This window comes from Pseudomonas sp. CP-1 (assembly GCF_021213715.1).
Lineage (GTDB): Bacteria > Pseudomonadota > Gammaproteobacteria > Pseudomonadales > Pseudomonadaceae > Pseudomonas > Pseudomonas aeruginosa.
The window spans coordinates 42,146-67,090 of sequence record NZ_JAJQKY010000023.1; the positions used below are offsets into that span (position 1 = coordinate 42,146).

A 24,945-nucleotide genomic window follows, 5' to 3' on the forward strand; every position below is an offset into this window, starting at 1 on the left:
TTTCAGTTCCTTACAGTTCGAAGTCTGCGGGGTTCAAGCCCAGCTCTAGGCAGATCAGGCGAGCAACTGCCTTTTCCTTGTTATCAAAGTCGCCATCCGAGGCGCCGACGGCGCACACCACACGGACCAGCAAGCGCGACTGCCCCTCATTGCTCTTGATCTTGCTGATCACTTTCAGAGCTTCCGCTTGGCCGATCTGGAAATCGAATTCGAACTTGCCGCAGGCGTCGTTGAAGACACCGATGACGTCATTCAGATTGAAGACTTTCAGCTCCGGCGAGTTATTGATGAAGCCGGTCATCTTCATCTTTTCTTCGGATTTAATCTCGCCGTCCGCGGCGGACATCAATGCACAGCCGTTAGCGATGGCGGCCATGAAGTCCCGGTTCTTATATTTACCTACCTCGGTAGTCAGCGTTTCGCGGGCTTTGGCCGCGTTGGTTTTCAGCCATTCGAGCATGTGTTCCCCCTCAATGAGCGGGGCACTAGGGCCCCGCCGGATAAGTTTTACTTGGAGCCCGCTTTCCAGCGCATCCCCCAGCCGTAGGCTCGATCCATCTCTTCGTGCCCGGGATGGAAGTCGACTCGGCGAGAGACCTTAACGGCCCCATTCACGTTTTCAAGAAGTGCAATCGCACACATGCCGTGGCGACCTCCCTCCTCGTTCATACGTACCTCGATCTCCGGTTGCCCGGGAACGAAAATGGTCACCACCCCGTCGGTTGCTTTCCAATTGGGAGCGCCGTCGTAGATGAAGGCGAACACCAGAATCCGTTTAACCTCGCTCCAGTGTTGCCCGTTGATGTGAAGCCATTCACCACCAGCGACAGAGCCAGTACGGTCATCCCCCATCAGTTGGATGTACGGCTCTTCGCGCAGATCACCGAACCGCTGACCGAGCGCCTGTACAGCACCTTTGTAGCCGTCCTGCATTTCGAACAGGCAACCCAGGTCCAGGTCGATGGCATTGCGTTTTCCCAGAAGGCCGCCAAGCAGGCCAGTGCCGCCCTGGTTCCAGTTCAGGTTGACCTTAATCTCACCGAAGCCAGCAGACGTTTTTTCCAGGCTGATGCTCGAGCGAGACTTGTCGAGGGTCACCTTGCTGAGGCTGATCGTCGATTTCGGCGCGGCTGGCGGTACCGGCGCGGGAGCGGGTGCCGGCTGCGCCGTGTTCTGGGCCGGATTTCCCGACGGCGCTGCAATATCGACACCGAAATGCTTAGCCAGCGGCTCCAGGCCACCCGCGAAGCCCTGTGCGACACAGCGGAACTTCCACGCTCCCTGGCGCAGGTAGAACTCGCCAAGAATGAGCGCCGTTTCGTTCATCCCGCGTGTTGGGATCTGAGCTTCAATCCCTCCAGTAAGGGCCAACGCCAGCGTCGAAACGCGATCGAAGGTTGCCTTGTTCTCGTATATGGTCGCGGTGAGCGCAACTTTCTCCACGGCAGGATCAACACGACTGAGATCGACTGCGAATTCAGCACGACCGGCCGAACTGGCCGTCAGCTGGACTGCGCCGCTCAGAATGCTGGTTTGGCCGTAGAAGCACATGTCACCATCGCCGCGGACTTTCCCCGTGTTGGTCAGGGCGAACGCAGAGATATCAAGGTCTGCGCCTGGGATCGGCGTATAGCTGATGTCCACGCGCAGTTGGCCGGTGGCAACCGGCGCATTACCGCCAGGTACCAGTGTTGTCATGCGCGTACCGCCTGAATGGCCAGGTTGACGAGGTCATCCGCGGTGCGGCCGTTGGTGGATTGGCCGATCGCCTTGAAGTCCCAGTCGTTACCCTTGCGGCTGAGGCTGGCCATCACCACACCGGTGTGCTGGCCTTTCTCCGCGAGATTGAAGCGCGCCAGCTCTTGGTTCTTGGACGAGTTCACGATGCGGCAGTATGCATTTTCTACCTGGTCGAATTTCTGCCCCGTGAACGAGTTGACAGTAAATACCAGGTGGTGGACGGTGGCCGGCAGGCGCTGCAGGTCGACGTTGATGGTTTCATCGTCGCCCTCACCTTCCCCGGTGCGGTTGTCCCCGGAGTGCTTGATGGAGCCGTCCTTCGAACTGAGCTGACGGAACCAAACCAGGTCCACCGGCTTCATGTTCCCGTCCAGCAGAATGCAGGAGGCGTCGAGGTCGATCGAGTCGCTGCCGCCCCCGAGGAGCTTGGAGAGGAAACCACCGGACTTCACCGGGTCCCAACCCAGTCCCAGGCTGACCGAGGTCAGTCCGCTGCCGGCAGTTTTCTCCAGCGAGATGCTCTGATTTTTGCTCAGGGTGAGTGCCATGTTTACGCTCCTTGTTGATCTTCAGAGTTCGAGTGGGAGGCACGCGGAGGAACACTCCCCGGGCTCCCTGCTTTGCTAAACCGCGGGCGGGAACGCCGCCATACGGGGTGAAAATGACGCCAATGCGCATCTTGCGCAGCAGCCAGTAATTCATGATCGCCGCGAGTATCGCCCCAGGCCCTCAACCGGTATTGGGTCAGCGGACCATAGATGGCTTCCAGTCGGAGTACCTTGTTCTCGCAGCGACAATTGTTTCCGCTGATCTTGCCGGTCAGCCGGCCATCGACCACTTCCAATTCTGTCCCGATGAGCTTGATACCGAGCCGGTCGGCGAATGGACGCAAAACCAGGACCGGAGAGGCTGAGCAAAGTGTCACCTCTGCTCCGGACGCCATTTCGGCCGCGACGGATCGTAACCCTGATGGGCGCATGAGCTTAGGCCAAACCGACTGGCAGAAATCTTCTGCTTTCTGGCCCACCCATTTGGCTTCCACGCCGGCGAGAAATGTGCTCACCAGCTGGGCCTTAAGCTCATCCCGCGACATGCCCCTGCCGAGATACCTCAGGCTGGGCAGCACCAGCCTGAGGATACGAAGGGTGAACTCACGAGTGCCGAAGGCAAACCGAAGGAACGGCACGAAACTGTCGTGCCGGGTGAGGGTTCCATCGAAGTCAAACACCGAGAGCACCTTCGCTCCTTTCGGCCCTGCCTCCAGCATTTCGATGCTCATCAGTTAGCCTCGGCCAGGCGGACACTGAGTTCGCCATTACCCATTTCGGCGGGCTTCACTCCGTGCCACTTGGCGCGCTCGAGGATGTTTACTGCCCACTTGTAATGAGTAGCCGGCTCGCACATTGCGTCGTTGTGCTTGAAGACGGCGGGGGCCACATCGTTGACGATCAGCTTGGCGCAGTTGAGGTCCTCCAGGCTCACGCGGAGCGTGTCCTGAATGATGCTGATCTGGCTTGGATGAATTGCCGTCTTGCCTACCAGGCCATGCGCGATATCGAGCTTCAACTCCTCCCGAAGAAGATGGGGGGTGGCCAGCTGTTCGAATACAGGGGCCGTCAGGGCAAAGCCCTGTGCTCCCATTACGCCGGCGAGCATGGGAATCACGTAGCTCATAGGTGTGTTGTAGAGCGTGGTGGCAGGGTTCCGGCGCAGGCCGAGGCAGCCCATTAGGTCGTTCCCGCCAATCCGGAGGGCGATGATGCGTTGGTTCAGGTTGGCTTTCAGAGCCTGACCGAGCTCCACCATGGCACCCGGATCGTAAACATCGCTCGTTTCCAGAGTTGGCATGAGATAGAGATTAGGATTGCTGACCGCGGCCTCCCAGAAAGCAAGAGACTTCAGCGTTAGCTTGGGAACGACGAACCCGTTGACGTGCTTCATCAGCGGCCATTCGTTCAGCACTGCTGCCATCTCTGCATCGCGAGGACGGACGAATAGCAACGGCCCCTGTTCCGGGCGGCCGCCACGGGCGTCGATGCCCATGAGGAGCGCCTGCAGATTTGCGAGCGCACTTTCGACGTCGATCGCCGCCACTGCGTCTTCCAGGCATACCACCAGTGAGCGAAGCTCAGGAATCTTCATCCCGAACACCACATCCAGGATGTCATCGCGAGTTGCCGGCATGTACAGAGTCGCCCCGAGAGCGAATGGAGAAATCGCCTTCATCAGTTCGTACTCCGGATGATGGTTACCGCACGGTACGGCCCCAGTGCCTCGCCGGCCTCCTCCACCGTTACCCCAGCGCGCTCAGTGAGATGCAGCAGGAGTTGCACGTCGCCGTCGTTACGATCCCGGACCAGCACGTGATCGGGCACTCGGCGCAGGACTGCTCGGGTTGCCTCGGCAATACCCGGTTTGACGCGGTTCAGGTTGCTGATGCCGAAGCGGGTAGCGAGGGAGGTGACCACGTTTTCAGCTGCGGCCTGGAGCTTCAGGCGCTGCTCGTGCGTCCAGGGCGATGCAGTTTGAACACTGTTCAGCGCTTGGCGCTCAGCCTCGATCTTGTCGATGAACTCACGTGTAACGTCGTGTTCATGCAGGTGGTCGTAAACCACGCAACCATGAAGCCCACCTTGAGTCGGCCAGATGGATCGAGATACCAAGCCTGAAACGGTTGCGCCCAGGATTCCGGACGGGATTACCCAGTCCTCTGCGGAGGCAGCGAGCCATGCGCGGCCGCAGGGGTCGGCAAGTACAACGAGACGTGGTTCTTCCGGGAAACGCTTGTCGGCTCCCAGCGTCCGCTTGAGCTCGCCAGAAATTGCTCCCTTGCCGGTCCAGCCATCCACGAAGACGATGTTCTCCGCACCGTGCAACTGGATGATCGCTTGGAGGGCCACCGTATCGATCCCGCGATCACGGATAATGCTTACGCCATAATGGTGGGCGTCACGGCCCATCTCGACCAGTGCCCGACGGAGCAGGACGCCAAGTGGAAGACCGGCGCGCACGAAGGAAACCAGGGCGATGCTGGAGCCGGTGTAGGCGGCATTCAACGCCAAAGCCAGAGATTGAACATCTTCAGCCATGCGCGCCCCGTTCTGCACAAGCGCACGGGCGTACAGGGACTTGTGCACGTCGGTAGGCGCGTGTTCTTGGCTGATCATCTCCGAATAGTGCTTCTGATTGCTTTGAATCAGGCGCTCCTTCTCCTCGACATCGGTGACATTCATTTCCACCGACTGCAGAAGGAAATGGACGTCTTCCGGCGCGTAGCTACCGCTGCCGACGGTGTTCAGGGTTGCGAGGAGATTACTCATTGATCATCTCCTCCACGGCCTTGGCCAATTGGCTGCGAGCGGGTGTAGCCCACATGTGGCAAAGGTCCATGAATCCCAGGTCAGTGATGCTGTCGCCGAAGCCGAGGACCGGGCGTTCGCCGTTGATTTTGGCGTCACGGCGCAGCCATTCTTGAACGGCCAGGCGCTTAGCCAGCCCCTTGGGCAGGAAAGCGAGGTTGTTGCCGTTGGCATGGATGTGCATGCCTTCCAGCATGCCTCGAGCCTGAACCTCGTTCAGGACCTTGGAGAGGACAGCGTCATCGGATTCATTGTGTTTGGTCACCACGTAGTGGCGCAGGCCCTCTTCTTCCACAACCCAACCGCGGAGCGAATAACCCATGTCCTTCCCGATCTGCAGGGTTGCTTCGCTCAACGCCGGCAGTCGATCCTGGAAGGTCCAAAGGGACTCGGCCATCTGTCCATGCCAGTCCTGATCCAGTGTGCCATCAGGCCGGAGCATCACCCCCCCATGCGAGCAAATAGCCCCCTCGGTGAAGGGGAGCTTGACGCGGCTGTAAGCCTCTACGCTGCGCGCGGTGACAGGCACTACATCGGCCGAAGCCAGCAGCCAGTTGACGAAGGAGTGCTGGACCGGGTTCATGTACCCATTGGGTTGGCCGTGTACATCCAGCGTCGCGGTAGTGCGCGGCGCACCTTCGACCATCTTGCGAGCGGTCTGGAACAAGGTGTCGTCGAGGTCGACAAATACCAGGGGACGATTACTGCTCATCGAAAATCACCTCTGCATTTAGGGCCGCAACCAGCTCTGCAGGGACTGCCTGCGCGGGGGTTTCGGTGCAGATCAGGACTCGGTCAAACTGCCCCGGCTTCACGTTGTAGAGGAAGTTCGGGATGCCAAGACCGTAGTTGTCAGAGAACGACAGGGCATGCTCAATGGAGTGGCCCAAGGCGATTGGAGAGCGACTGGTGGAACTGAAGTGAACATCAGCGCCTGCACGTTCCAGACGCTCGGCCAGCAGGAAGGGACGCCAGACGAACTCACTGGTGCCCAACACGATGATCTTTTCGCCGGGTTGGACCTGGATCTCGGGAGCAAGCGTGTCTTCCACATGACGGACGCCCAGGCGGCCCCAGTCTTTATCTGCCGAAAGTGGCCACTCTCCGATGGATACGGCCCCTACGTCTGGCATTTCGGGCAGCGGCGCTGCCTGGTCTTCATGGAACTGATAGGAGCCCTGCATCAGCGACACCGCTGTCGCCTGCTCGCCGATGGCATGGCGTACAGCGCCAGCAGACCAGTCCGTGAGGACACACGTGACGACACGCTCGATCTTGCTCAGGCCTGCATCTACCAGGGCGCGATGCAAGTTGACGAAGGTCTTCCCGGTGGAAGCCTCATCGTCCACCAGTACCAGCGATCGAGCCTGTAGCATCATTTCCCGGACCTCTGGGTCGACGGGCATGTGGATCAGGTGGGCGCTGGCGTGGCTGTGTTCTTCCTCGAAACGAGCGAAGAGCTCGGTGCCGAGGGGGTGGCGAGTGCTGATGAGGTATACGCTGTCAGGGCGAGTTGCGCTGAAGGCGCGGTGCACGCCGGCACCGAGGCCTACGGCAGTTTCGGCCATGCCAATGACCAGCACTGGTCCAGGGAGATCAGGCGGGATTTCAGCAGCCAGGCTCTCGAAGCTGGCAGTCATGACCGATGGGCGCACTGGTATATGGCGGCCCAGCACTTTGGAAACGAATAGGAATGCCCGCTTGGGATTCCGGCGCTCTGCAAAACCGAACAGGTTAGCGGGAGGGAGGACGGCGTCGTCGACTTTGACCTCAAGAAGCCCCCGCTTGAGTTGGGCGCGTAGGGACGTTGGTACTACGTTGTTTTCCATGATTGCTTCCTTGATTGGCGCGAGGGGTGACCCTAACGCCTTGTCCCTTGCTTTCAACCCGAATAGGGCTTACGGATTCCGCGCCTCGATTTTCCAAAGCGATTGTTGGGCTTCACGGGCCATCTGGGATGTCGTGAAGGTCATTCCTGTCGGGGCACGATTGGGCTCTACACCACAGGCGTCGAGAAACGCCAGGGCAAGTCCAGCCTTGACTGCGAAGTTCATGTTCTGCGCATCAGGAACAGTGGAGGTCACCATCCCCACAACCGATCCAGAACCATCGAACAGAGGGCTTCCGCTTGATCCCGGCTGAATCGGAGCAGTGAACTGGAGCAGGCTGGCGTCATTGTGTAGGCCAAAGAGTGCAGATACGCCCCCCTGAGTAACGTGTATTCCTCCACCGGCCAGCCCAGCGAGTGGGTACCCGAGGGCAACTACTGTTTCCCCCAGGTCACAGCCAATACCATCGCGGAAAGCCACTGGTTTGAAGGCAGGTGCACCTTGCACCCGGAGGAGCGCCAGATCATTCCGCTGGTCAACAACTACGGCCTCGGCACGATGCCGACCCTCGAACGAAGCAATGTGGATCTCTTGCATGCCCTCGATCACATGCGCACACGTGAGAATATGAGTGGATGTCACAGCAAAGCCGGTACCGGTCGCGCCGGCTGCCGATCGGTTCTGATCTGAGGAACCGAAGCGGCGATGAGGATGGGCATCGTCGATATTCAGCCCGATCCGACGTCCAAGCGCTGAGAGACCGTATGCCGACCCTTCAGCGAGAGCGCGGAATTTCCACTGTTGATTGCGGCAGTAGAACTCGCCGACGATGATGGCTGATTCGCCATTGTCGGATAGGTCCAAGCTGACTTCGATCTGAGAGTCGACTTGCAGGCGAAGGGACCGGAGTTCGCTGACTGGTCCCATTGCCGAGAAGGTGTAAACCACCAGGAGCAGACGGTCGGCGCCGGTCGGCAGTTGGGCGAGATTCAAGCTGCAGCTGACTTTCTCCTGCGCGCCACTCCACTGCATCCAGGGCTGGGTGACCTGGAACAGTGCTGCCTCCCCTTGGGGGTGACGTTTATCGTCTAGTGGAAGCAGAGCAACAGCTGCGTATTCCCCGAATGCCGAGGAATTTCCGCACTCCAGCGTCCAGGAGCATTGCGCAGCTCCCAAAGCGGTGTTTGCGCCAGGCGCCAGCACCATCATCCCTGCTTCGCTCCTTGAGTCCCGTACCTTATAAAAAGCGGCAAAATAGTATCAAACTTGAGGCTTGATTACATATCAGGTCGCCACTGGCACCGCAACGGTAATGGCTTTCACCCTGATATTTGGTATCCACTGACTCACCGGCTCGGGCAGTCCGAGCCTTCTGGTGGCGAAGATACCTGGCAGGTTGATTCCCGTATGCCGGGTGTAACCGATGCCGCCCGAGTACCGCGGATTGATCTCGAGGAGATGCGGGACACCATCTGCATCATCCCGCGTCTGGACGTTGACCAGTCCATCGCACTGAAAGTGAGCAGCGGCTTTCAGTGCGAGTTCAACCGCTGGCGAATCGTTCTCGAATGTCTGGTGAAGGCCCTGCTTCCGGCGTCCAACGTATGCCACCGGACGGCCGGACTCGCAAACCATGTCGATCGAGCACTCGCTCCCCGCCATGTACGGCATCACCAGCATGGCGGGACGCTCCCCGCCGGCGCGATAGGCTTGCAGGTAAGTTTCGAACTGGACTTCCCGAGAGTCGGGGTTGGCGAAGCAACGGAACGGGTCCGCTTCAGACTTGAATCGCCAGAATCCTTGGCCGTAAATGCCCACAGCCGGCTTCACACAAACGTCTCCGTGAGCGCGAAGGGTTTCGTAGGCGTCGATGAGTTCCTCGGCGTTGGTTGCCGTAATCGCGGGGACACAGGCAAGTCCAGCGCGCTCTGCTTCAGCAGTGAACTTGCTTTTGTCGTCTACCAGCTCGAACGTGCTCATGGTCGAACCACCGGTAACCAGCACCAGCCCTGCAGCCTCGAATCGGCGACGCTGGGCCTCGAAAACACTCCCCACTCGGCCGGCCAGGATAACTTTGATCTTATGGGTCAAGGCTGTCTCGATTACCCAGTCGATTCGTTCTTGGTTGTCCTTCGGCTCAATGAAGCTCACGTCGGCGTGACCGGTGATTTCAGGCCTTTCTTGGCGATGGGAGGCAAAAATCTTTACCTCCGGTGGTAGGGCCTCACGCGCTCCTAGAAGAATGTCGCGCTGGCTGGATTGTCCCTCAAGAAACCAGATCAAGATGTGTGTCCTCATGGAGGCCGCGCCCGTGCAGAACGAGCGGTCAGCTGTGTTTATGGTGGAAGGGACGATAACGGGGGCTCGGCGCGTATCAACCGGGCGGGGGCATTCTACTGGAGGGTATCGGCAAGAGCTGGCCAAAAGACAAGTCACTTTGCCACTAGATATGGCAAACGCTGGCTACACTCTGGGCAAGTCCACCGTAAAGGTCGCTCTGAAATGGATGCAGAACGGATGACTCAGGTCGTGGCGGTCCTCGAGAAACAGGAATCTCGGTACCGGTGTTCAGCTATACGATGGAAGATCGGATACAGACTGCTGCTGATCCTTTCAGCAGTCCTATCCGCATCCGCTGCCATCGTTGCAAAGCTGTCATTCGTCCCTGAGGGGCTAGGATCTGACTTATCAGCCATTCTTGCGGGTGGAGCAGCCATAATGACTACGGTCATGGCTGCCCTGGATTTTGAGACCAATTTCCGCTTGAACAGGCGCTCTCGGCATCAGATGCAGATATTGGTAATCGAAGCGATGAAGGAAGGGGCTGATCCTGAAGCCCTCCTCTCCTCCGCCCAGAAAGTCATTGATGAACGTACCAAGGAGTTGGACAAGCTGGACTAGCTACTCACCTGGCCCACGGAAAAGGCCCAGCGGCGCTTAAAGTCCTCCAGCTTCCGCAGGTTTTCCTCTTCACTCCACTGCGTCGACCAGACGATCTCCTTACCCAATTCTTCGCGCTCCGGCTGAGGGTAGATCGTGTGCCCGTCACTCTGCCGCTCATAGCGCCAGCCATCTGGAATGTAGCTGTAGTGATCCCGATAGTCCGCAGGTTTCGTCCTGTTGTGCTCCTTGTTCTCATTCGACTCGTGCACAGGTATCAGGAAAACGGTAGTGACCAGCTGGATATCCAGGGTGCTTTGCTGATCAACGCTGAAGTGATCTGCAAGGTTCAGAGCGCCAAGCTCTTGCGGATTGAGAGAGGTGAGGTACCCGTAGTAGTCGTTGTGACACGGCCCCTTAGTGAGGATCTTGCCTCCGTGAACGTACAGGAGCTGCGTCTCAGACTCCTGGAGCCAGATAACCTCCCGCTGAAATTCAACTCTCTGACGCTCGCCGCCAATGTTGACGTGGTCAACAAAGGTCTCGGTTGTTCTCTTGGCAATTGGGGAACAAGTGCGGATCGGGCTCATAGACACCTCTTCGAAAGGTTTTGCGCCAGCTTACCGGGAGGTCTGGACTGTTCCAGTCGAAGAGGGCGTGAGAGTTTCGGTTGATGGCCTGATTTTGCTCTAGCTATTTGAGCCGGTCGAAGAAATTTCCACCTCTGCGGGTATAACCGCCGAGGTTGGTGAAACGATGCGCTGCAGATCCGGCCTGCCGTCGGCAAACCTGCGGATTACCGTCATAGCCGACGGTTAAAACTTCGTCGCCAGCGGCACTGGACAGGACTACCGTGGCAGCAAGAGGCTCACGCTCAATTTCGTTTCCTTCAATATGCTGGGCCAACGCGCGGAACCAATCCGCCAATTTCTTTCGCTCTGCCTGGTTCTGCTGCACCTTGTTGTTGTGCAGCCTGGGCATGGAAGGGAAAGGAATGATGTCGGTCATGGTGTCTCCTTCTCGGCCACCAGGTGTGCAGGCGCGCGGCCGTATTAATTCGCGGTTCCGGTTCTCTATTTGACTAGCAGGTGGCCTGGGCTGGGTAGTGCTCCTCGCAGTCCACACCGAAAAGCTCGAAGGCGTGCTCAAGCTCCCCATCGACAAGGGCTGGAATTGTCGAGTCACCGCGGAAGATGGCCGCTGCTAAACGATGGTTCCCGTCGGTCACCATCCAATTCGGCCCCCAATAACCTAGAGAAGGACAGCCGACATCGATCAGGATCGGGTCTTTGGCGGGGTTCTCCACGAGAAAAGCGATGCGCCCTGCATGATCATCAGAGTCTGGAGTGCCTACAAGTCGGCGCTCGATCAAGGCTTGTCGAACGTCCTTTTGACGAACAGTTACACCCCATGGAGCATCGGACTTGAACGGATTGCAGTGACGTTTCACTGCGACAACGGGAAGATTCGAAGGCATTACTTGGCCCATATGAGGGTTGAGAGGCAGGCCTCGTTTACCGCTTCCGGCGAGGCCCGCTGGGTCATAGGCCAAGATTCTAACGACTGGTGCCCCAACTGAAAGTCAGATCAGTCCATCCTTTTTCCATTGGGTGAGCAGGCCTCTGGACACCTCGAAATGCATCCCATCTTCTGTAGGGAATGCAGCTCCCCAATACCAGCCGGCCGCGTTGAAGTAGTTGGCCAGGATCAGGAGCCCACGCTGAACCTTGTTGTCTCCCTGCTTCTCCGTATCCCCTTCGATGAACATGTCCAGGGCTGTTCCCCACGAGTGGTTCGAGATCCCCGGACCAATTTTTCCCTTGATCCTGGTGTAGCGAGAACAAAGCATGCCGTTGTTCCTGAGTAAGGGATATAGGTCTGGCACCTCCCGCTCCACCCGCTCGAAGATGGACTTCAACGAATCCAAGGCCGGCAGAAGCCCTGTTGCCCTAAACGGCCCAACCTTCCGTGAGGCAACCCTCTTCTGGAATTCTGGGTCATTCGGGCTCATGCATTTCCCCTTGGAGTCATACTTCCCATCGAGGACGGGATGTCCGAAGTATTTGAGCATGTCCGAGTTTTTCGCGGAGACCAGCCCAATGTTGTAGGTGCCAGGCTTGGGGAGATCGATAAGGTCGGAGTATTTCATCGGCGTTCATCCTCTGTGGTCTGGTTGGCAAGCCGCTGATGCAAATAGCCTTAAAACTGCGCGCAGCGGACTGCCGAGACCACCTGACGGAAGCTCGCCAGCTGCTCAAGGGGAACTTACCCCTTTGAGTTGAAACATAGCTTTCGCTTAGCGTTTGTCGACTATGACGTTGCTCAAAGCAGGTGACACCCCAACTGCGGATTCTGGGGCGCTGGAGTCGACAGAGGGGACCAGCCAGTAGCAACGAGTCCGTGCCCTGGTGATACCTGTGTGCACCAAACGTTGATTCTCTTGATCCAGTAGCGTGTCGTAGTGGTTCGTTCCGCTTTCGGCCCACCTCCCCGCCAGGTTGAATAGTTGATTGCGAAAGTCGGATCGAGGTCGAGTGGTGAAGTTACCCGCGAGGATGACCGTTTCTGCCACCGCAGGCCGAGCACGTTGGAAAGGTCGGATCTTGATCTTGCCCTTATCTCTTGCTCCATCGATCTGGCCCACCAGGTAGGCCACTGCGGTTTCTGCCATCTGGTACGACGCAATTGAGTCCACCAAGACCAACACATCACCTCCTCCTTCTACGGCCTCCTGCAGTAGCCGGCTGAGGACATGAGAGTCGAAGCTATGAATTTCCACAGGTGGCTGTTTGGTTGGAGCGATTAGGGCAGTTGACTGCCTACCGACGTCCACCTGATTCCGCACCACGCTAAACGCTGCATCGATGAGGTGCTGGTGCCCTCTGAAGCAATCCTGGAGGATTACGCGCGTAGGGTTTGAAACCCTGAATTCAGTGTCGAAATGGCGAAGCCCTTGGCTTGAGCTCCCCTGGGTTGCGAATGAAGCCTGAACGGGATCGCCGGCGAGAGTGAATGTTGAGGGCAGAAGATCGGAATCTCGGCGCGAGATCGCTCGACGTTTGAACTCCGAAAGGATGCCCCGTAGGAAGTCTGCAGTGGGGGCGCTCGTATCCTGTGCATCGTCAAGCAGGAGATGTCTGAATCGGTTCAACGCGGCCGCAGGAAGCCGCTTCAAGTTCGCCCCGTGCCGCTCAGAGAAAAGGTCCAGGAGACGATTGATTGTCATTAGGGGCGGGTCGTTCGCGAGCAGGTCGCCTTCAAAACCCAACCAGAAGTGCCCAAGACCTTCGAAGAACAGCGCATCCGGATCGTTCTGAAGGAAGTTGAGTTTGCCTACTGCCTGGGGGACACCCATCCCGAGGTTCTCCACCAGCGTTGCTACTTGGTAGAACGCTTCCACCAGTGGAACATGTGCTGGTTCGCCGCGGAGTCTGTATCCGAAGTCGGGAGCAGTAGTGGACAAGGCTTTTAGCGTCGCAACCATCTGCTTGGCGTCCTGATAGCTGTCAAGATGGATCACGGGCTTGTCGAGGTAGGCCTGGAGTAGGGTTTTCTTGATCTCACACTCCTTGTATACCTCGAGCTTGATTCCCGGCCCACGGGTCAGATAACGGTCCTCGGTGCGATCGAAACCAAGCAGAACAAAAGCATCTAGCCGCGGGACGAAGCCATGAAGACTGAATTCGCAGCCGCGTACCACCACCTTGTGACGGCCGGGCTTTATCCCGTCCAAGGGCCAAGCACCAGCTCCCTTCCATAACGACTCGACTTTCTCGCAAAGGTCTTGATCGTGCTGGCTCAACTTCCACCCTATCGCTGCACGCTTAACCACGTCGGGGTGATCAACTTCCAGCGGCTCCAAGAGCATGGACTGGCGAAACAACCCCACAACCAGTTCGGCATATCGGGGATTACTGCGATAGAGCTTGCTATGCGTGGTCCGAAGGAGAGAGGTCTGGGCCGATGACAGCCTGGTGTCGAATGGCCTGATTTCGAAGACATCGGAATTTACCCTCACTTCAAATGGCCGTACGTTCTCCCAACCTACAAGGGAGTTCACAAGTTCCAGGGCTGCAGCTGCTGGAGTAGTGATGCATCCCTGAATATCTGCTTCCGAGCATTCGATGCTCCATCGCCGAAATAGCCAATGGAGTCGTTTAGCGAATTCCTCTTTCACCTCTTTGCAATCCACAACAACCCTGATCGAGGAAAGTGGCTGCATCAGGTACTTGTGCAGATAGAGCGCCCGCATCGCCAAGGTGAACGATTTCCCGGTACCGCCCTGGCCGGACACCAACAGAGCTCGTGAACTGGTAGCGATGGCTTTCCACTGCCCGGGTGTCGGCTGCAGATCCGCCGGCAGGAGGGATGCAGCATCTCGCTGCATTGTCTCCAAAAGGCCTGTGGAAACGACCAGCCTGTCGTCATCTATGAGTACCTGGTCAATTCGCGGAGCAGTAATGGAACGCTCTCTTAGGTCGCGAATCTCAAGCGGTCCGGTGGTAGTGCTCTCCGCTTGGGATTGGCTTTGGGATTTGGCTTTCTGTTCACTGCCATACGCTTCACCTGCTCGATAGCCCTCATCCCAAGAGGAGTCGTGCCGAGCGTTGAGCAGGTCCATGCCAAGAGCCAGTACCCCACCCAGTGTCTTTTTCCATCCGGGCAATGCGTCGACCGGTGTGAGATCGTCTGTGTTGTGTGAATACTGGGACGGCAAGGGATCATCCTCGAAGCTGTAGTGCTAATCGCTTTATAGGCGGGTCGAGAAAATGGTGCCGTTCCTACTTGATGGACTCCACTCAAACCGACCTGGTGAAATCCTGAATGTGAGGCCGGAATTACAGAGGACCGACTTGGCTAACGCTTCCCATTGAAGGGCTCTATCGTGTGTGTCTGATTGAGCCAACGGAGACGGACATGTTGTCCACCCCCTCGTCCCTGAACAGCCATGCTCGACTCTTTGTGTCGAAGTCGCAGTCTCGAAGCTTCAAGGCTAAGTCCTATATCCTCCAACCCGGCCACCCCGAAGCGGGTTCTCACCTTTTGGTCAAAGGCAGTGCGCAATTGGTGATCGAGAACGATGGTCGCGAGATGATTTTGGGACTACTCAAACCAGGCGACTACTTTGGTGACCTGCCTTTCCCGGTTGTGGTTGATGGCCATCTAGTGAGCGTACAGGCCCGCTCACAATGCCAAGTCGCCTTCATGTCCGGTGCTGATTTCCAGCAGATGGTCCTCACTACACCTGAGATGCTGATGGACGTTTGTAGTCAGCTGAATGAGAGGCTGAGCGCGGCAACTCGAAAAGTGGGGGATCTTGCTTTCCTCGATATAACCGGCCGCATCGTGAGCGTGATCCAAGACCTGGTGCATGCGAGCTTTGCAGTAAAGGCCAGCGAGGGGACTGTCATTCCAATCACCCGACAGGATCTCGGTCGGTTGGCGAGCTGCTCTCGTGAAACGGCGGGGCGAGTGCTGAAGCTGCTCGAGGAACAGGACCTGATCATCTGCTCAGGCCGCAATATCACTGTGCTGAATGCATAAGCCCACACCTGTGGATCAGGGCAGGATTACCTTCGATGCGCCGCTCAGGTGATACGGCCCGATTGGATGGCGGAGAAGAGATCATTGCGATATTGGTCCGTCTCGATCACTTCATCTTGGCCAGTCCGGCGCAATTCCCACTGGCCCCGCTCCTGAACCCAGTTAAGGGTAAACCGGTGCTGATCGTTGAAGCGAACCTGAATGCTTCCATCAGGTTGCTCGTGGTCACTCCAAGGGGCAAGCATGGGCATGTTTTGGCTCCTGTTCGCTCCGGAAAAAAGGGCAGCTTCCGCTGCCCAAGTCATTTTGATGTCCCTGGCTACCATCCCTTGGATTCGCTTGTGGCACCATGCCCACTCGCGAACTTCAGGGCATCAGCATCAGCGGCAGTTCCCAGCCAACCGGTAACCTGCGGCTTCTGCTTCCTGGGGACCGCTGAACTCGACTCGGTTTTTAGGCGACACTTTGTCGTAGCTTGGGCAGCCAGGCAGGTGGAAGATGTGGGAATTTGCATTCCCTCGGACAGCGCCGGCACCAGCGCTGACGTTGGAGGCGATAGTTGCAGATCCCTTCTGAGATTGGGCTGCGAATATCTGCTTCGTTGCATCCCCCGCTACTCGGTTCCTAGCAGCATCCGGTCGCACCATCACAACTCCCTGGGGAAGCTTCGCGTTGCCGAGTGTGACGAACACAGGTGCGTGATCGCTCACGTGCTTTCGGCTTTTCTCATTGCTCCAACCGATCATTCGGGGGTAGTCCATAATCCCTGCAGCTGTCAGCTTCAGGTGGAGCTTCCTGGAAATCCAAATATTGTCGTACAAGCTGGAGTAGAGTCCATCGCGCGCGGAAAGCGTCGTTGCCCCCTTTGTGATTAGGGGGGCTGCGTGCTGCGATAGTCCGGAGAATGCTTCATCGTTGGGAGGCGTATTGAAATCACCTACCAGCATCAGTGGTGTGTCTGGATAGATGCTTTCCAGCCAGGTCCAGTAGCTCTCGAGTTCACGAATCTCCGGCTCACGGTCTTGTGGGCCTTTCCCGTAGAGCACATGGATGCTGGCTACGGCAAAAATGGCCCCGTCTCTTTTCGACTTGAATCGGGCAGAAAATGGCTCCCGAATGAATCGATCTTTGCGATCCATGTAGACCACCGCTCCGTCTTCATAGGCCACCGCACTGTCTCGCATCAGGAAACCGTACAGCTCTTTGTAAGAGCGAGAGCCAACCGCATGGCTGGCCAGTGACGACCACTGCTCCCCAGTTCGTTTCTCGAGTTCGGCCTCCAATCTCGAAAGCCCCTCCTCGTTCATGACCTCTTGGACGGCGACCAGGTCTGCCTTTCCTGCTACCTCGGCGAGAGCCGGGAAGCTCTTTTCTCCACCTTGTCCCAACCTCATGGTGTTCCAGGACATGAGGGTCAGATCAGCTGCCGAGGACAGCGAACTGGCCAGAACCGCGGCGGCCACAAGCGCGCCTCTGAAAAATCCTTTCAACCGTTTACTCCTTCTGTAGGGACGTCAACGTACACGGAGGTCAAGGAGTGCCCCCTGAGTCGCGCCATGGTTTGTTTGCTGATCGAGATGGGAGTCATACTCCCCGAGTTTCTTGATGAGCGCCTGTCCGGCCTTGCTCACGACAACGCTTAACCTTTCGCACGGCAGTTCCGTGCGTACTCCGCTCAACCGTGAAAGGAGTGTCTGGGCAGTACGCTTTCCATTTGCGGCATGAAGTAACTCGTGAGCGCGAAGCGCGATGTAGAACCTGTTCCACTCTCGAGTTACGCCCGGCGAACGCGGAACATCGTCCCGTAATGCGGGTAGGGAAATCGTGATATTGACGGTGACACGGGGGTTGGAGATCGCGCACCCACCGCTGGCGAGCGGGACGTAGTCATAGCTAGAATCCAAGTTCCAAACCGTAGCCCCAGCGAAGAAAGTGTCACCATTCCTGGTCGGGGCGTTCTCACTGATGGACGCCTGGATTTCCTGGACACTCCTCCCCGTCACCCAGTAGTGCTCGACTTTAAAGTTGACCACGGGTTCGCCGGTGGGGTCAGCCAGTACGGTTGCAGGGGCTAGGCCCACCGCCATTACCAGAAGCATGGCTGAGGGCGCCCTGCGGAAGCTATCAAACTCCGCCATAGGTGAGGGTGACACCCACCTTCTTGGCCTGGTTCTCGATGTCCCGGAGTTCCTGTTTTAGCTTGTGGCGGTTTCCCAGCTTCTGCCCTTGCATGAAGGTCGCCAGGTTGAACGCGAAATTGAGTGCTTCCTTGTGACCGATCTGCCATGCCTGACGGAGGTATTCGAGAGAGGGCTGTAGCCTTTCTGCCTTCAATTCCCGTTCGGCCAGATACACATTTGCGTCCGGATCGCCAAGCTGTGCAGCTTGAGCAAGCAAGGCCCAGGGGTCGATCTCTTGGATGTTCATCTGCTGGACGAACACGGCAAGGTCCGACATTGCCAGCGGATAACCGGCTTCGGCGGCCGCGCCAAAGCAACGCAAGGCCGTAGCTTGTTCCCCGGAGGACACCGCACCGTGCGCAAGAGCATATGCACTCAAGGGATGCGCGGTATCGATACGTCGATACAGCTGAAGAGCTTTTTCTCGGCTCTCCTCATGCCCCGTTGCTTCGTATCCTCGTGCCAACGCAATCCCTGCATCCAAAGCACCCTGGTCGAAGGCGTGCTCAAGAGCAGATATGGCAGATTTACGCTTTTCAGTTTCTTTCGGGAGCGCCTGGCCGAATGAGAGCTTCACCCCTGCCGCCCAGATGAGAAGTTCTTCTCCTCCAGAAGGCATGGCTTTTCGCTTTTCGTTCCAGAGGTGGCCGAGAATAGCCAGACGATTGGATTCGTCATCATGCGCCAGCAGATGACCAGTTGTTGGCTCAACCGCCATATTGCCGAGGAGCCCTATGGGGATGATCCGGTTAAAGGCCACACCGTTGATTCGCTGGCCGAGCGCCCATGAACTGGCAATACCGCCCTCAAGACGAAGTAGCGACAGAGCTGCCTTGACCAGGGCAACCTCGTTGTCAGCGCGCCGCACCTCGGAATCAGTCAGGTGACAGAGAACTGCTCCCCACCCTCCTTCCAGCCCCACGTTTCGGCTTGAAATGCCAAAGCGGTTGATCGCTTTGCTCCCTCTCCTCAGACCCTCCCCGAGCGGGACGAGACGGAGGCCTGAGCTGCTCAAGATAATGTTCTGCCCATGAAGGTCAGTCTCATTGAACACGCAGGCAGCGACGGGCACTGCTTTCTTCTGAAGATGCACTGCGATTTGGAGATAGTTCTGCTCATCGGGAGAATCGACTTCTGCGGCGGGGTGTACCCAGATCGCCAGATCAATCTCCGGTCGATCCGCAGCAAGGATTTCCTCATTGAGCATTACGCCGCAGTGCGGGAGCCGCAGGGCCTGAGCCACGGGATACATACTGGTAATGGCTTGCTCAGCCTGGGTTAGGAAGATTTCGACCTCTCCGGGGCGCCCGAGCATCTCGCCGGCAAGGCTCGCCCAGACCGAATGGTCCAGTCGAATCATGGGGTCACGTCCAACGAGAAGAACACGCAAAGGCGTTTTCTCATCCGCAAGCCCGGTCTTCAGAATAACTTCCGCCACCAGAGCGGCAGGAGCTACGAGAGAGGCGGTATCTCCGACAGTAAGCTTCACCGTGGAAACCACGTTTTCAGCCTTAGTGCGGGCGGTTATCTCTCGTATCCATGCTTGGGTGAGGTCGCCCAGGTTCTTACTGGACTGCAACGCTTTTTGAAGAACCACCGAGGAGAGCTCCATTCATCGAATGGAGAGCATGGTAACGACTTCGGTGAAGGTTCCAACTGAAAGGACCGTGCGGAGATCCCCCCGGGGGACAGCGATGCCTAATCCTTACTCGGCCAGGGCTCGAACGTCGAAGTTGTTCGCCGCGTAAGTCATGTTGCAAGACCAGACCTTCTTGGCCTCGTGATAGAAATAAGCCGTATCCCCTTTGATGACCATTCTGGCCTCTGGCCAGATGATGGAATGCCCGTTCGAAGCTGTAGCCAAAAGGCTCGACTCGCAACACCGCGCCAAGTACACCCCGTCTTTCAAGGTCTTGAACGTATTCCTCTTTGCCATTCCCTGTCTCCGTGGCGTGCCGATTGATCAACTATCCCTCGTTATGAAGCGGGCCAGCAGCCCCAGGATTCCTGTCTTTCGGCTCGACAGCTACGTTGATCGCAAACACTTCCACACGATGCGGGCCAAAGTGGCGGTGGATGATTGTTTCCCTTTGGAACCCTTTCCAAGGCAGTGTCAGCCGGTTTTCGGTATCACCCCGTTTAGGATATCCCCGCGCCAGCTCGATACAGTCGTAGGAGCGCCCTACCAGCCGCTTTTCCCAGTATGGGGTGACCAGTCTGTATTCCTTGGGCTTGCGGCCAGCCTTGATTTCATCGAAATACTCCCCTTTCAGGTGGAGGATCAGCTTTCGCATGGACGTATTCCTAGCTCTAGTGCCTGCTGGATGATGGATTTCTTCATTCCCCTCAAAATAACGCTTGGTCCTCCATTTCCCACCTGGTTCCCGCAAGCTTTAACACTACGGAGATAGCCACGATGCCTTCACTTCCCTTTCTCGGCCGTTAAAGTGTCGATATCAAACTAAACGGTGTATGCGAATGAGCTTCCCCCGGACCATCGAAGAAGAATGCAGGGAGCTGATACCAACCCTGGACAAGTCACTCAAGGAACTGGCCTTCTTGCTGGAGAAATCGAAAGCACATATCCGGATCGACGCCCTTTTCCAGGTGCCTCTCAGGAAGTCTCCTACGGTTGACAAGAATGCTGGGATCGAAATCGCCACGCCAGATGGCGAGACGGGCATTTCCCTTGCCATTGAAACCCTGACAACCATTTGGCTGGGTGAGGGGCAAAGTGCCAAGGAAACTCTTCGCTCTCCTGGTGCCATAGGTCTGCCCGCATTGGCTTTGGATCGAATCCGCGAAACCAATAGGCTTCGAATGCATCTGTTCGACCTGATCGAAAAGGCCAAGCCTGCTGAGCGGAAGCGGATCTGGAAAGCGAAAGATCACTACGGCATATCCAGCCTGCAGGCTATGCGGGTAACCCCGATTCTGCATGACCCCCAGCTGATTCGCTTCTACTGGGATACGGGCTCGATAACGAAGCGATGGTTGGTGCGAGACCTGATCAAGGTCTGTGAAGACGAGCTTCATGCCACCTTTGGCCACCGGCCATCTCGCGACGAGGTAGTTCAAGGCTCGGTGGAAAGCAGCGTGCTGCTTTCGCTTGAACAGCTTGAGGAATTGCCTCTTGATGAACAGGTAGCGGTTCATCGACTAGGTACTCCCCATATACGGGCAAGGGTGACCGATGGAGACATTGAGCCGTACATCTGCTCTGCACCGGTGCCGTTCGTTTATGACGTTTCCTGTGCCCGGCCGCTCATAAAGCCTTTAAAGAACTACTGCCCAATGGAAGAAAAAAAGAAGCGCTCGATCCGAGCGCTTTTGGAACCAGAGCCTCGCGTACCGGGAATGAACGTTCACCAGTACGACGTGAAGCACAGGGCTTTTGGGGCGTTTGAATCACGTAGCCGTGGGCGCAACAAGCGAGCAGCGCAAGAATGATAGGGAACACGAATTTGAGCCGTGCAGTAGACACCAAGAGCCGAGAAACCCTCCTGCGGCTTGCCAGCCTCACCAGAGATCTCTCATCCAATGATGATCGCTGCCGAGGGAATGCGTACCGCGACTTGCTGGAGCTTGCCGAGGAGGGAAGCAGCGATGCGATGTTCCAGGTTGCCCGGTGCTTGAATCAAGGGATTGGCGTGGAAGTCGATCAGGTCAAGAGCGATCACTGGCTCAGATTGGCGTGTGTGACCAATCCCCCCTCGAAGGTCGCCCTCTACTCATTCGGCATGCAGAACCTTCTTCGTAAACGACCCGATGCGGACCCCATGCTCGGTCTCAATCTCATCGAACGTGCTGCCACTGCGGGATACGTGACGGCGATCCTCGAGCTGGTAAAGCTCCTGGAGAACGGTACAGCTGACATCGTTCCTGATCTCCGCAGGGCATACCGCCTGCTAGCAGGCGCGATTACTGACCATTCCGATATGAAGCTGCACGAAGCCTATCTCAGCTTTGTCGAGCGCAACCAACCACTCTCTACGCTTTTGGACTCCTGATTCATGTACCAAATTCAGTGCAAACGCCTTGTCGACCAACTGGCCTTCGGCCTGTCGTTGTCCCAGGCTGAAGCCATAGTTGCCCGGGCCTATGGACGCGAGAGTTACAGCAGCACCTCTGACACCTTCGGTCCAGAAATCCCTGGGCTCCAGGCGATTCGCACTCCCGCGGAGATTCTTCAGCTTGAACGACCTCAACAAATGGTCGAGTTCATGCGCATGGTCTTGAACCTCACCCTGCCTGGCCCTGAGCCCGTTCACCAGCAGATCCCGCCGAAGAACTTGGTGGCAACCATGTACAACTTTGGCAACTTCGACGCCCTGGTGACGTATGTGAAGAACGATCCGATCGATCCAAACGATGACAAGCCCGAAACTCTTCTGAAGTTCAAGAACCGTTACGGCTACATGGCGAACTCTCAGGTGATCATGGGTCGGGGATATCGTGGGCATACCTTGGTAGCCCAACCCGATGCCAAGTTGGCCAGCCGCTACATCGATCAAGAGGCGATCCTGAACAAGCTGAATGGGCTGCAGGTGATCATCGTTCGAGATCGGGTGGACGGTGACAGCTACATCAATCACTACAGCCGCAACCATCTGGTGATGCGACACGCTGCATCTGAAGACCTGAGTTCGCTGATACTCGGCTCTCGTGCAAAGGATGCCTGTCTCACTGTCTCGATCGTTCCTGCAGAACGGTATTCGCTTGAAGCGATCATTGCGCCTCATGTCGCAGCGTTGACGAAGAATTCACCGGCCGGCCGCTCTATTATCCTGGACGGCTTGAATATCGATGAGGATTCAGCGAGCTTCCAGGCAGGCCTGCGTTTAGCAAGCAGCCAGGGCATCAACGTTGTGCTCATGGCCCCGGTCCTCAAGGCATCGCAGTGGGACCATTTCGAAACCCGACTGATCTTCGGGTTCGATCTGCAAATGGCTCAGACTGCGAATGCTGAGATGAACCGGGCTATCGTCCAGGCGGCGCCTTACGTAGGGCTCAAAGGGGACAGAATGCAGTTCCTCTACTACTCGGCTGCATCCGGGGCGCGCTATGGGGCTATCCCGCTGATTCCCGAAGAGGAGAAGCGGGCCCCGCTTCTCAAGCGAATCTTCGGCAGTCCAGCCCGAGCTTAGCCCCTAACGCCCTCCCTGAGGGCGTTTTCAGTTTCGCATGCGAAACTCGGCTCATGGAACTTTTTCAGGCCACGACGGTCGTAGGTCATGCCCGGGCATAGTGAATCGCCTACGAAATGGTGTGTTTAGTCGGTTGCGTCCGATGCCATCTGTTGATCTCGAATGCTCAGTCTGAGACAGAACCTCAATTTCTGCTAAATTGATTCTGAAATGAAGGCTATTGGCCTTCTCACAGGCTTCCGCTTCGGTGAAAATGTGGGCGCAGGGGCAATTGTGTCGCTTAACGCCACGCCTTGTCCCTTCTGCCATGGCAGAGGTACTGAATTTTGCTTTTTGGGGAAACGCATTAGGTCCCTATCCTAAGACACCCCCCCCCTCAACATCGTCTGTGGTGCGCGCGTTTCCCCGACTTATAAATGCCCGACTCCATGAGTCGGGCATTTTATTCTTCTAGGCCACTGGTCGGTACCGATCCTGCAGCTGCAGCAGGAAACCTTTTTCGCGACGGTCCGCCTCGGGCTCACTTAGAGCTACCCCAACTCGGAACTGGTGGGTGATCGGGTCCTTAGAGCAGTTGGCAACGGTGCCTTCGAAATCCATCACCCCGCCATCCTTTTCGGTCAGGCGCAACAGCACCTGATCACCGATCCCGATTTTCTTGTCCGTCAGAACCAGCGCGCCGGCGTAGGAGATGTCGCGCACCCGGCAATCTCCCCACCCCGCAAGGAAACCGAGCACCCCCCTGGTCTTGATCTGTTGCTTTTGCAGCGAGTTCTCTGGAATCGCGTACCGCGTATAACGACGATTGGCTGCCGTCATTCAAACGTCCTCATTTCGTACTTCTTGGGTGCATCAGCGACCGAAAATCCCGAGGGCAATTTGGCTGGTAGCTGTACAGGAACTCCATAGTATCAATGGCTTCCAACGTTTCGAGCCAAAAGCTATGCCCGCGATTTCCTCTTTCCTCATTTGGCCCAGGACCTGGTCTACCCGCTCTCACATCATCCCTTGGCAGCTCCATGCCCCACTATTCCTGGTCGTGTTTGCTTTTGTTTCGGCGCTGAACTCGATTCCCAGTGATGGGAGCTGGCGTGATCTGACGCTGAATCAGGTGCTGGAAGACTTTGGGGTTTTCATCTTCTTCACGGCGTTGTGGTGTGGGATCTACTGTCATTTCCGCAGGACTGTCGACTTGACTTGGCTGCTGATCATTTTCGTGCTTGCGATCTGCCAAGAGGAGTTCAACCTTTGGAACAAGCTGTGGCAACAGATCTGCCTTCTATTTGGGCATGAGATTTCTTCCAGCGAGCGCCAGCGCGGAGACGTGTTCATGATGGCTCTCGTGTTCGGATCATTGTTGGTCAGGTTTGTATTAGGGGGATTCAAGTCCTTCTTTCGTATCCACATCACCTTTTTCATCTGCGTTTTCGTCACCTTTCAGGGGTGGATTCATTTCATCTTCCCCTACTACATCCAGCAGCACTTGCTGAACGAACGGTTGACTTACCAGAAGGAACTCACCGCTACCTACGAAGGCCGTTTCCGCTTTCAGTGCGATCATCTCCCCATCACCTGTTTCGAGTGGGTGGGTGATGCGGTTCCGGTCACCTCGATCGCCAAACACGTTTCGACTGAGTCCATCACCCAAGTGCTGCAGTCGGTGGGCAATGCAACAACGAGTCTGACCGGCTGGCTGAGTGTGGTTGACCGAGGTGACGTAGAGGTTTTCCGAGGAGTTGATGCCAACCAGAAAGTGCTGGTTACGCTGTACAAGAATCACGAGCTGTACCGCGTTGTCGTCGACGACGAATACCCAACAGAGGCCCACAATGTGATCAGCTCAGCCTTACTCTCTTTCGCCACGCCTTTTGCGCTGGTCTGGTTTTTCGGCGGACTGTGGGTGGTTTTCATGCACCAGGCCCGGGTGTACCGGATAAAGTACGGCAAGCAATTCAGAGCAATGGAGAATCACCAGTGAAGCTGTTGGAGTCCTGGAAAAAGGCTGCGATCGAAGCGGCGCTCGACCGGCACAAGAAAACCCTCACCACTGTGCTCGAACTGGATGATCGAGCTCTACTCGATAGCTATGACCTGGTGTTGGGGATGCTGGCGGGGCCCAAAAGCATCCAGGTCAGGCGGAACCCGCGGGTACTGGATGTGCTGCGCATCCGTGGAAGCCAACGCTCGTTTGAAAAAGCCGTCTACCACGCGCGCAAGGCGCTGACCTACCAACAATAATTTTCACGAAACCCTGAAATAGGGGCAG

Annotated in this window: 28 protein-coding genes; 7 read left to right on the forward strand and 21 right to left on the reverse strand. The window is 57.0% G+C overall.

Translation table 11 applies throughout. The annotated features are described in order from the left end of the window. Nucleotides 1–10: 10 nt before the first annotated feature. The 10 genes from LT948_RS28850 to LT948_RS28895 form a co-directional block, all read right to left on the reverse strand. Nucleotides 11–460 carry a tellurite resistance TerB family protein gene (locus LT948_RS28850; RefSeq protein ID WP_010794506.1) on the reverse strand — a complete coding sequence of 150 codons (450 nt, stop codon included), beginning with the start codon at nt 458–460 and terminating at the stop codon, nt 11–13. A gap of 47 nt (nt 461–507) precedes the next feature. Further along, nucleotides 508–1,698 (reverse strand): TerD family protein, encoded by a 1,191-nt coding sequence (locus LT948_RS28855; protein ID WP_010792505.1) that lies wholly within the window; start codon nt 1,696–1,698, stop codon nt 508–510. Continuing rightward, the gene (locus LT948_RS28860) at nt 1,695–2,288 is read right to left on the reverse strand and encodes a TerD family protein (protein ID WP_010792506.1); all 594 of its coding nucleotides are present in this window, start codon (nt 2,286–2,288) and stop codon (nt 1,695–1,697) included. Before LT948_RS28860 ends, LT948_RS28855 begins: the two co-directional genes overlap by 4 nt. A 2-nt stretch (nt 2,289–2,290) precedes the next feature. Beyond that, entirely contained in the window at nt 2,291–3,019 is a 729-nt protein-coding gene (locus LT948_RS28865; RefSeq protein WP_232197138.1) for an HAD family hydrolase, read from the reverse strand. Continuing rightward, on the reverse strand, nt 3,019–3,966 hold the full coding sequence (locus LT948_RS28870; protein ID WP_010792508.1) for an HpcH/HpaI aldolase/citrate lyase family protein: 948 nt from the start codon (nt 3,964–3,966) through the stop codon (nt 3,019–3,021). Before LT948_RS28870 ends, LT948_RS28865 begins: the two co-directional genes overlap by 1 nt. Beyond that, nucleotides 3,966–5,060 carry a cysteine protease StiP family protein gene (locus LT948_RS28875; RefSeq protein WP_010792509.1) on the reverse strand — a complete coding sequence of 365 codons (1,095 nt, stop codon included), beginning with the start codon at nt 5,058–5,060 and terminating at the stop codon, nt 3,966–3,968. Before LT948_RS28875 ends, LT948_RS28870 begins: the two co-directional genes overlap by 1 nt. Further along, entirely contained in the window at nt 5,053–5,811 is a 759-nt protein-coding gene (locus LT948_RS28880) for a trehalose phosphatase (RefSeq protein WP_065760597.1), read from the reverse strand. The genes LT948_RS28875 and LT948_RS28880 overlap by 8 nt, the downstream gene beginning before the upstream one ends. Beyond that, a complete protein-coding gene (locus LT948_RS28885; RefSeq protein ID WP_232197139.1) occupies nt 5,801–6,928 on the reverse strand; it encodes a phosphoribosyltransferase domain-containing protein in 1,128 nt (375 codons plus the stop codon). Before LT948_RS28885 ends, LT948_RS28880 begins: the two co-directional genes overlap by 11 nt. A 69-nt stretch (nt 6,929–6,997) precedes the next feature. Continuing rightward, nucleotides 6,998–8,137 (reverse strand): trypsin-like peptidase domain-containing protein, encoded by a 1,140-nt coding sequence (locus LT948_RS28890; protein WP_010792512.1) that lies wholly within the window; start codon nt 8,135–8,137, stop codon nt 6,998–7,000. Between the two features lie 75 nt (nt 8,138–8,212). Continuing rightward, nucleotides 8,213–9,211, reverse strand: a complete 999-nt coding sequence (locus LT948_RS28895) for an ATP-grasp domain-containing protein (RefSeq protein ID WP_021018409.1) — start codon at nt 9,209–9,211, stop codon at nt 8,213–8,215. Nucleotides 9,212–9,658: 447 nt separating this feature from the next. Here LT948_RS28895 and LT948_RS28900 point away from each other — a divergent pair, with 447 nt between their 5' ends. Next, a complete protein-coding gene (locus LT948_RS28900; protein WP_172405618.1) occupies nt 9,659–9,829 on the forward strand; it encodes a hypothetical protein in 171 nt (56 codons plus the stop codon). Here LT948_RS28900 and LT948_RS28905 read toward each other — a convergent pair. From LT948_RS28905 to LT948_RS28925, 5 genes are all read right to left on the reverse strand, one after another. Next, nucleotides 9,826–10,398 (reverse strand): hypothetical protein, encoded by a 573-nt coding sequence (locus LT948_RS28905; RefSeq protein WP_010792515.1) that lies wholly within the window; start codon nt 10,396–10,398, stop codon nt 9,826–9,828. The two genes, LT948_RS28900 and LT948_RS28905, sit on opposite strands and share 4 nt — an antisense overlap. Before the next feature lie 103 nt (nt 10,399–10,501). Next, nucleotides 10,502–10,816 (reverse strand): hypothetical protein, encoded by a 315-nt coding sequence (locus tag LT948_RS28910; RefSeq protein WP_021018410.1) that lies wholly within the window; start codon nt 10,814–10,816, stop codon nt 10,502–10,504. 73 nt (nt 10,817–10,889) lie between these two features. Further along, nucleotides 10,890–11,285 (reverse strand): hypothetical protein, encoded by a 396-nt coding sequence (locus LT948_RS28915; RefSeq protein ID WP_021018411.1) that lies wholly within the window; start codon nt 11,283–11,285, stop codon nt 10,890–10,892. A gap of 105 nt (nt 11,286–11,390) precedes the next feature. After that, nucleotides 11,391–11,957 (reverse strand): M15 family metallopeptidase, encoded by a 567-nt coding sequence (locus tag LT948_RS28920; RefSeq protein ID WP_010792517.1) that lies wholly within the window; start codon nt 11,955–11,957, stop codon nt 11,391–11,393. A gap of 147 nt (nt 11,958–12,104) precedes the next feature. Continuing rightward, nucleotides 12,105–14,525, reverse strand: coding sequence for a hypothetical protein (locus LT948_RS28925; protein ID WP_010792518.1), 2,421 nt, complete (start codon nt 14,523–14,525; stop codon nt 12,105–12,107). Nucleotides 14,526–14,725: 200 nt separating this feature from the next. Between LT948_RS28925 and LT948_RS28930 the strand changes: the two genes are divergently transcribed. Beyond that, entirely contained in the window at nt 14,726–15,352 is a 627-nt protein-coding gene (locus LT948_RS28930; RefSeq protein WP_232197140.1) for a cyclic nucleotide-binding domain-containing protein, read from the forward strand. A 44-nt stretch (nt 15,353–15,396) separates the two neighbouring features. Here the strand turns inward: LT948_RS28930 and LT948_RS28935 are convergent, their stop codons facing one another. From LT948_RS28935 to LT948_RS28950, 5 genes are all read right to left on the reverse strand, one after another. Further along, the gene (locus LT948_RS28935; RefSeq protein ID WP_010792520.1) at nt 15,397–15,603 is read right to left on the reverse strand and encodes a hypothetical protein; all 207 of its coding nucleotides are present in this window, start codon (nt 15,601–15,603) and stop codon (nt 15,397–15,399) included. Nucleotides 15,604–15,732: 129 nt separating this feature from the next. Continuing rightward, nucleotides 15,733–16,842, reverse strand: a complete 1,110-nt coding sequence (locus LT948_RS28940; RefSeq protein WP_126633693.1) for an endonuclease/exonuclease/phosphatase family protein — start codon at nt 16,840–16,842, stop codon at nt 15,733–15,735. Nucleotides 16,843–16,866: 24 nt separating this feature from the next. Further along, nucleotides 16,867–17,490 (reverse strand): DUF922 domain-containing protein, encoded by a 624-nt coding sequence (locus tag LT948_RS33415; RefSeq protein ID WP_038405147.1) that lies wholly within the window; start codon nt 17,488–17,490, stop codon nt 16,867–16,869. After that, entirely contained in the window at nt 17,477–19,129 is a 1,653-nt protein-coding gene (locus LT948_RS28945; protein WP_021018414.1) for a sel1 repeat family protein, read from the reverse strand. The genes LT948_RS33415 and LT948_RS28945 overlap by 14 nt, the downstream gene beginning before the upstream one ends. A 370-nt stretch (nt 19,130–19,499) precedes the next feature. Beyond that, complete coding sequence (locus LT948_RS28950; RefSeq protein WP_021018416.1) at nt 19,500–19,826, reverse strand: hypothetical protein; 327 nt, start codon at nt 19,824–19,826, stop codon at nt 19,500–19,502. A 184-nt stretch (nt 19,827–20,010) separates the two neighbouring features. Between LT948_RS28950 and LT948_RS28955 the strand changes: the two genes are divergently transcribed. Genes LT948_RS28955 through LT948_RS28965 form a run of 3 tightly spaced genes read left to right on the forward strand, consistent with a single transcriptional unit; the run spans nt 20,011 to nt 22,679 of the window. Continuing rightward, on the forward strand, nt 20,011–20,982 hold the full coding sequence (locus LT948_RS28955) for a DNA replication terminus site-binding protein (protein ID WP_019486680.1): 972 nt from the start codon (nt 20,011–20,013) through the stop codon (nt 20,980–20,982). A 14-nt stretch (nt 20,983–20,996) separates the two neighbouring features. Further along, nucleotides 20,997–21,542, forward strand: a complete 546-nt coding sequence (locus tag LT948_RS28960) for a tetratricopeptide repeat protein (protein WP_170831727.1) — start codon at nt 20,997–20,999, stop codon at nt 21,540–21,542. A gap of 3 nt (nt 21,543–21,545) precedes the next feature. Then, nucleotides 21,546–22,679 (forward strand): hypothetical protein, encoded by a 1,134-nt coding sequence (locus LT948_RS28965; protein ID WP_010792530.1) that lies wholly within the window; start codon nt 21,546–21,548, stop codon nt 22,677–22,679. A 450-nt stretch (nt 22,680–23,129) separates the two neighbouring features. On the opposite strand, the gene LT948_RS28970 is transcribed toward LT948_RS28965, so the two are convergent. After that, on the reverse strand, nt 23,130–23,498 hold the full coding sequence (locus LT948_RS28970) for a PilZ domain-containing protein (RefSeq protein WP_010792531.1): 369 nt from the start codon (nt 23,496–23,498) through the stop codon (nt 23,130–23,132). Nucleotides 23,499–23,622: 124 nt separating this feature from the next. Between LT948_RS28970 and LT948_RS28975 the strand changes: the two genes are divergently transcribed. Both LT948_RS28975 and LT948_RS28980 read left to right on the forward strand, forming a co-directional pair. Then, complete coding sequence (locus LT948_RS28975; protein ID WP_232197141.1) at nt 23,623–24,657, forward strand: hypothetical protein; 1,035 nt, start codon at nt 23,623–23,625, stop codon at nt 24,655–24,657. Beyond that, a complete protein-coding gene (locus tag LT948_RS28980; protein ID WP_010792533.1) occupies nt 24,654–24,917 on the forward strand; it encodes a hypothetical protein in 264 nt (87 codons plus the stop codon). The genes LT948_RS28975 and LT948_RS28980 overlap by 4 nt, the downstream gene beginning before the upstream one ends. Nucleotides 24,918–24,945: the final 28 nt, after the last annotated feature.